This is a genomic window from Candidatus Poribacteria bacterium, from assembly GCA_016866785.1.
In the GTDB taxonomy this organism is placed as follows: Bacteria; Poribacteria; WGA-4E.
The window spans coordinates 1-5,550 of sequence record VGLH01000188.1; the positions used below are offsets into that span (position 1 = coordinate 1).

The following is a 5,550-nucleotide window of genomic DNA, read 5'->3' on the forward strand; positions in this document are numbered from 1 at the left end:
CGCCGATTGCTGTCAGCCCGGAGCGTCGCCTGCGGCGGTACGCCGCAACCAACGGCTGGCAGATCGCCGACTGGCACGCTGGCTAGCCGCCTTGCCCAAACATGCCATTCTGGCAGGGTTCAGCGAACACGCCAGCGCACCGACCCGAAAGAACCTGCGCCACTGCTGACGCTCCGCCGATTCCGTACCGTGGGCACAGCGCTTGCTTGGTAGCTAACTGCCGGCATCCGACGCCGGCGATGACGTGTCGGGGCAGGTGGCGGCACGCAGCCCCGCTCACGAAGCAAGCAGATGGAAAGGAATCCAACGATGGCTCTGGTCAAGTGGTCTCCGAGAAGGTTGCTCGACGTATCGGACGGTTTCGACCGCGCGTTCGACGCGTTCTTCCCAGCCTACTTCGGCACGGCGCGGCGCGACGGCTGGTATCCCGCGATCGACGTACACGAAGACGGCGAGTCCATCGCCGTCACGGTCGAGGTCCCGGGCGTCCGTGAGGGCGACCTCGAGCTGCATGTGCAGGACAACGTGCTGACGCTTCGAGGCGAGAAGAGAGCCGAGACGGAGCGCGCCGACGAGAAGCGAAACGTCTACTACGCCGAAAGGCAGTACGGTCGCTTCGAGCGGTCGTTCTCGCTCCCGTCGTACGTGGATGCCGAGAACGCGCAGGCGTCGTTCCGCGACGGTGTGTTGACGGTCACGCTGCCCAAGCGCGAGCAGCACAAGACCCGCACGATCCCCATCACGACCGGCTGAGCCTCCCGACTCGGACGTGAAGGCAAGCAAAAGCGCCGTACGGCAACCCGTACGGCGCTTCTGCATTTGCGCTCGGCGCGACCGAATCCGCCGCCGCCTACCAGTGCAGGATCAACCGGAGACCTGGCTTCAGGTTGTTCCGGTTGAGCTCCGTGTAGTCCTGGTTGACGCGAAGGATGCGGGTCGCCATGTTCTCGTCGTCATACGTGTCGGGCCGCGCGGCGATGGACTTCAGGGTGTCGCCCGCCTTGACCGTGTAGTAGTGCACGCGCTGAGGCGTGGCAATCGAGAAGGACGTCGTCGACATGTCGCTCTTGTTTCCGGCGGCGTCCGTTCCGGACGCGGTCACGCTGTACTTGCGCCCCGAACGGAGGTCTCCTTCCGCCGGCGTGAACGTCGCGGTCGTGCCAGACACCGCAACCGTTCCTTCGACGGTTCCCGTCACGTCCTTCTTGATGGCATCTGGTAGGGACTCGAACGACACGCTAATCTCGGCGCTCGTCACGTCTTCGCTGAATGTGACGGTGATCGCGTTGACCCCCGTCGCGACGGCGTCCGGGTATCCACCTTCGCCCTGCGGGATCTCCTGGCCGTCGCTCGGGCTCACCGCCGTGACCTCTGGAGCCGTCTTGTCCTCGTAGGTGTAGGTCACCGACTCGGCGGCGCGCTTCTCTTTAGGATTGACGACCGTGACCTGCACGGAGCCAATCGCCCCGGCCGGAACGGTCGCGGTCAACTGGGTGGCGCTCGTCACGTTCGCGGGCACCAGCTTTCCGCCGAAGTCGACTTGCGCACCCACCTTGAAGTTCGAGCCGGTGATCGTCACTGTGTTCCCGCCGCCTTCGGGCCCGCTCGTCGGACTGATGCCCTGAACCACCGGCGTCGGGTTGCAGGCTGCGACCGTCAGCAGCAGCGCGAGAAGCGATACGAGGGATGCAAGGGACGCCGTCTTCCTCATCGTGGACTCCTTGGATGGCGACGGGAACCAGCTCAGCAACGCTTGTGAAGTCGAAGGTCGGTCGATGTCCAGGAACCGTCTGACGCTGGCTCTCCTGCACCGACGGTCAAACGTCGGCGCTGGCCTGCCTGGCTTGCCAAGTATAAGATGGATTTCGATTGCCGTCAACGACGGGTTCCGCTCGTGACGCCCAGACTCGACGGGATCGTCGACGGTTCGACCATTTCGTCGAGCCGCGACCCCGCCCAACCCGGGAAACCCCGTGAAAACAGGCGTTCTACCACGTGGCATGGTCGTTGCCTATACCGGCATTGCCCGACGGACTCATTCGTCCAATGAGGCAACGAACTCGAGCAACTGTCCGCCAAACCGGAACAGGAGAACGCAATGAACGCCAAGCATCGCATCGGAACCTTCGCTCTTGCGGCGGCGCTCGTGACCGGCAGCGCGCTGCTCGTCGGCTGCGGCGACGAAGCCGCCAGCCCAACCGACGTCGCGGCAGCGGAATCGACGGATCGCCAAACCGCGGCATCGAACGCGCTCGCAGCCCCGGGCGCGCCGTCCGATCCGTCCACGCTCGAACGCAGCGTGCGCTTCACCGACGACGGCATCGAGATCCTGGTCGAGTCGGACGATCCCGACGTGGTCCGCCATCTCCATGAGCGGCTCGAGCTCGAATCGTCTCGCCCGCGACGCGGACCCGCGCCGACGGACATCACTATCACGCGCACCGCGACGGGGCGCGGCATCCTGACGATGATCACGGGCTCGACGCCTGAAGCCATCGCGCGGATCCAAGGCTTGGACCTCGAAGCGCCGACGATGGGTCCCGGTCCGCGTGGACCTCGCGGCGACCGTGGAGCCCGACCGGAGCCCCGGGATCGGGCGGTCACTCGCTCGGTGACGTTGACCGACACGGGCATCGAGATTCTGTTGACCTCGGATGACCCGACCGTCGTCGAACGCCTTCAGAACCGTCCCGAAGACGCGCGCCCACGCCCGGACGATGTCGTTGTCACTGTGACCAACGTCGACAACGGCGTCCTCGTCACTGAGACCGGAACGACGGCTGAAGCCATCGAACGTATTCAGACGCGCGCCCAGGAACCGCCTCGTGGCAGTCACCGGGCCCTGCGCGGTTGACGACCAGCACGAAGGTCATGGAAAGGACACGACGATGAAGCGCAATCGATTCGGCATCGCACTCGGGATCGCGGCGGGAGCGCTGGCGCTCACAGCCTACGCGGTCGCTCAGGATGCCTCGCAGGAACCCGAGGCGGCGCCTCAGCCGCCTCCCGCGCAGCAGTGGCAGCCAGGTTCCCGAGGCGGTGGACCGATGGCTCCCCCGGCTCCCGGCATGTGGATGGGCCCGGGTGGCGGGCGCGGGATGCGAGGACCCGGCGGCGGACGGGGCGGCGGCGCGATGGCGTTCGGCGATCCAGGCATGTGGCAGGCTCCGCCCCAAGGAGTTCCTGGCGGAAACGTTTGGGGTGGACCCGCCGGTCGCGGCGGTCGCGGGATGCGCATGGGTCCGGGCGGCAGACCTGGGCTTGGCTTGGGTCCGTGCGGTGGAACCGGCATCGCGCCGGCAGGTCGTGGATTCAGGGGCGTGGGGCCCGGGATGGGCTTCGGACTCGGACTCCAAGGGGACGAGGTGACGGTCACAGTCAAAGCGACCGATGACGGGCTGCAGCGCACCATCGAGACGGACGACCCGCAGTGGGTCCCCGTCATTCAGGCGCACGCCGAGATGATGGCGAGCCGCGACGACGGGATGCGTCCGCGTCGGATGATGGATCCGCTGTTCGCCGACCTGTATCTGCATCGCGCAGAGGTGGAACGAACGGTTACTCGCACGGAGAAGGGCGCTCGCATCGTCGAGCGCGGCAAGACGGCAGAAGCGAGGAAGCTCCTGCAGGCTGTCGCGGACGCCGCCAACAAGGCGCGCGAGATTCAGCCCGGCACGGTGCCGGGTCCGCGGATGAGCCCGCTGCGCGCAGCGCCGACGAAGTAGTCACGCCCGCCCAACAACCAGCGACCCCCAGCCGATCCGTCGGCAGGGGTCGTTTCATGTCCCGTTGTCGCGCCGAGTCGCCCATGCTACGTACTCGCCGACCCGGTTCCACCAACGACGTGAATAGGGAGGACTCCACATGGTGCGCATCGGTCTGCTGGGCAGCGGGTTCGTCAGCGAGTTCTACATGAACGGACTGATGCACGTGCCCGACCAGCAAGTCGTCATCAACTACTCTCAATCCGAGAAGACCGCCCGTGCGTTCGCCGAGAAGTGGCGCCTACCCAAGTGGACGACGAACATGCGCGAGGTCGTCGATGCGGACGTCGATCTCGTCCTGATCGGCTTGCCGAACTTCGTCCACAGGGAAGGGGCGATCCTCTGCGCCGAGGCGAAGAAGAACGTCGTCTGCACGAAGCCGCTGGCGCGAACCGCCGCCGAGGCGAAAGAGATGCTCGACGCCGTCCGCGAGGCTGGCGTGCTCCATGGCTATGCCGAAACCGAGGTGTTCAGTCCAGCGGTCATGAAGGCGAAGGAAGCCATCGACGCCGGAGCCATCGGCGACGTGCTCACCGTCCGTTCCCGCGAAGCCCACATCGGTCCGCACACTCCGTGGTTCTGGGACAAAGACTTGGCGGGCGGCGGCGCGATCCTCGACATGGGTTGTCACTGCATCGCGGCGGCTCGGTACTTCATCGGCAAGGACGTGCCCGCCGTCTCCGTCATGGCTTGGGGCGACACGCTCTACCACAAGTCCAAGACCAAGTCCGAAGACAACGCGGTGGTTCTCGTGAAGTTCCGCGACGGGCAACTGGGTCAGGCAGAGGTGTCGTGGAGCTCCCACGGCGGGCTCGACCTGCGCAACGAGGTCTACGGAACCGACGGCGTCCTCTATACGGATGTCACTCGCGGCACGCCGATCCGCGCGTTCACGCTGAAGGGCATGGGCGGCCACGTCGTCGAGAAGGCGGAATCCGAGACTGGCTGGGTCATCCCGTGCGTCGATGAAGCGCGCGTGTACGGCTATCACGAGGAGATGCTGCACTTCGTCGAATGCGTGAAGTCCGGCACGATGCCGCGCGAGAACTTCGAGGACGGCTACGTGACGAACCGAATCGTCGACGCGGCGTACCGCTCGATGGCTTCTGGACACTGGGAGGACGTGTGAAGGACGTCAGCGGAGGTCGGCGTACGCGTCGATGGCGGTCAGCAGGGGCTTGAGCGACGCGACATCGGCGATGACGAGCTCGCGTCGCCCTTCCGAGCGAGCCACCGTGATCGTGTGCCGACCACTGCCGTCCTTCAGCAGAACGCTGAGCGCCTGGGCTTGCGGAAGCGCCGGAGCCGACGCGGCGCTCACCTGCTTCAGGTACTGGTAGGGCGAGACGACAACATACGATGACGCCGGCTCCGAAGGCTCAGCAGAACCAGCGAGGGTCTCGCCCCGCCGTCGCGCTCGGAGGAGCCAGTCGAGCGGATCCGGCGTTTCGGCAACGCACCAGAGCAGTTCGCCGTCCTGCGTGGTGTACCAGACGCCGAGACGTTCAGGCAGCAGTCGCCGAGCCTCCGGTCCTGATTCTGTCAGCAATCGGAGAACCAGGGGAAACGTCCAGCCGTCCGCTTCGCACCACCGCATCTTCTGCCGGCGGGCGGCGGCGATATCAGACGCAGGCGCGTCAGGCGACAGCGTCCCGACGACGGCTCGAAGCACCTCCGACAGAATCGGCTCTGCCGCGCCGCCAGCCAGTGACGCAGCGCACACGACTTCGGGCAGCAAGTACCGTCGGACACGCGCCGCGAAAGCGATCTCACGTGGGGAGCCGTC

At 66.1% G+C, this 5,550-nt stretch carries 5 protein-coding genes; 4 read left to right on the top strand and 1 reads right to left on the bottom strand.

Annotated features, from left to right (window positions below; genetic code table 11):
- Positions 1-291 precede the first annotated feature (291 nt).
- Entirely contained in the window at positions 292-753 is a 462-nt protein-coding gene (locus FJZ36_17795) for an Hsp20/alpha crystallin family protein (GenBank protein MBM3216751.1), read from the top strand.
- A gap of 97 nt (positions 754-850) precedes the next feature.
- Here FJZ36_17795 and FJZ36_17800 read toward each other — a convergent pair whose 3' ends face one another.
- Complete coding sequence (locus FJZ36_17800) at positions 851-2,002, bottom strand: LysM peptidoglycan-binding domain-containing protein (GenBank protein MBM3216752.1); 1,152 nt, start codon at positions 2,000-2,002, stop codon at positions 851-853.
- A gap of 96 nt (positions 2,003-2,098) precedes the next feature.
- Between FJZ36_17800 and FJZ36_17805 the strand changes: the two genes are divergently transcribed.
- The 3 genes from FJZ36_17805 to FJZ36_17815 all read left to right on the top strand — a co-directional run bounded on the left by FJZ36_17805 (position 2,099) and on the right by FJZ36_17815 (position 4,893).
- Positions 2,099-2,854: a hypothetical protein gene (locus FJZ36_17805; GenBank protein ID MBM3216753.1), complete on the top strand. Its 756-nt coding sequence runs from the start codon at positions 2,099-2,101 to the stop codon at positions 2,852-2,854.
- A gap of 34 nt (positions 2,855-2,888) precedes the next feature.
- The gene (locus FJZ36_17810) at positions 2,889-3,725 is read left to right on the top strand and encodes a hypothetical protein (protein ID MBM3216754.1); all 837 of its coding nucleotides are present in this window, start codon (positions 2,889-2,891) and stop codon (positions 3,723-3,725) included.
- A gap of 139 nt (positions 3,726-3,864) precedes the next feature.
- Positions 3,865-4,893: a Gfo/Idh/MocA family oxidoreductase gene (locus tag FJZ36_17815; GenBank protein MBM3216755.1), complete on the top strand. Its 1,029-nt coding sequence runs from the start codon at positions 3,865-3,867 to the stop codon at positions 4,891-4,893.
- The last annotated feature ends 657 nt before the right edge of the window (positions 4,894-5,550 follow it).

Bases quoted from the DNA above. Each gene is read 5' to 3' on its own strand.
- FJZ36_17805 (MBM3216753.1), top strand. From the start codon at position 2,099: ATGAACGCCAAGCATCGCATCGGAACCTTCGCTCTTGCGGCGGCGCTC.
- FJZ36_17810 (MBM3216754.1), top strand. From the start codon at position 2,889: ATGAAGCGCAATCGATTCGGCATCGCACTCGGGATCGCGGCGGGAGCG.
- FJZ36_17800 (MBM3216752.1), bottom strand. From the start codon at position 2,002: ATGCCACGTGGTAGAACGCCTGTTTTCACGGGGTTTCCCGGGTTGGGC.
- FJZ36_17795 (MBM3216751.1), top strand. From the start codon at position 292: ATGGAAAGGAATCCAACGATGGCTCTGGTCAAGTGGTCTCCGAGAAGG.
- FJZ36_17815 (MBM3216755.1), top strand. From the start codon at position 3,865: ATGGTGCGCATCGGTCTGCTGGGCAGCGGGTTCGTCAGCGAGTTCTAC.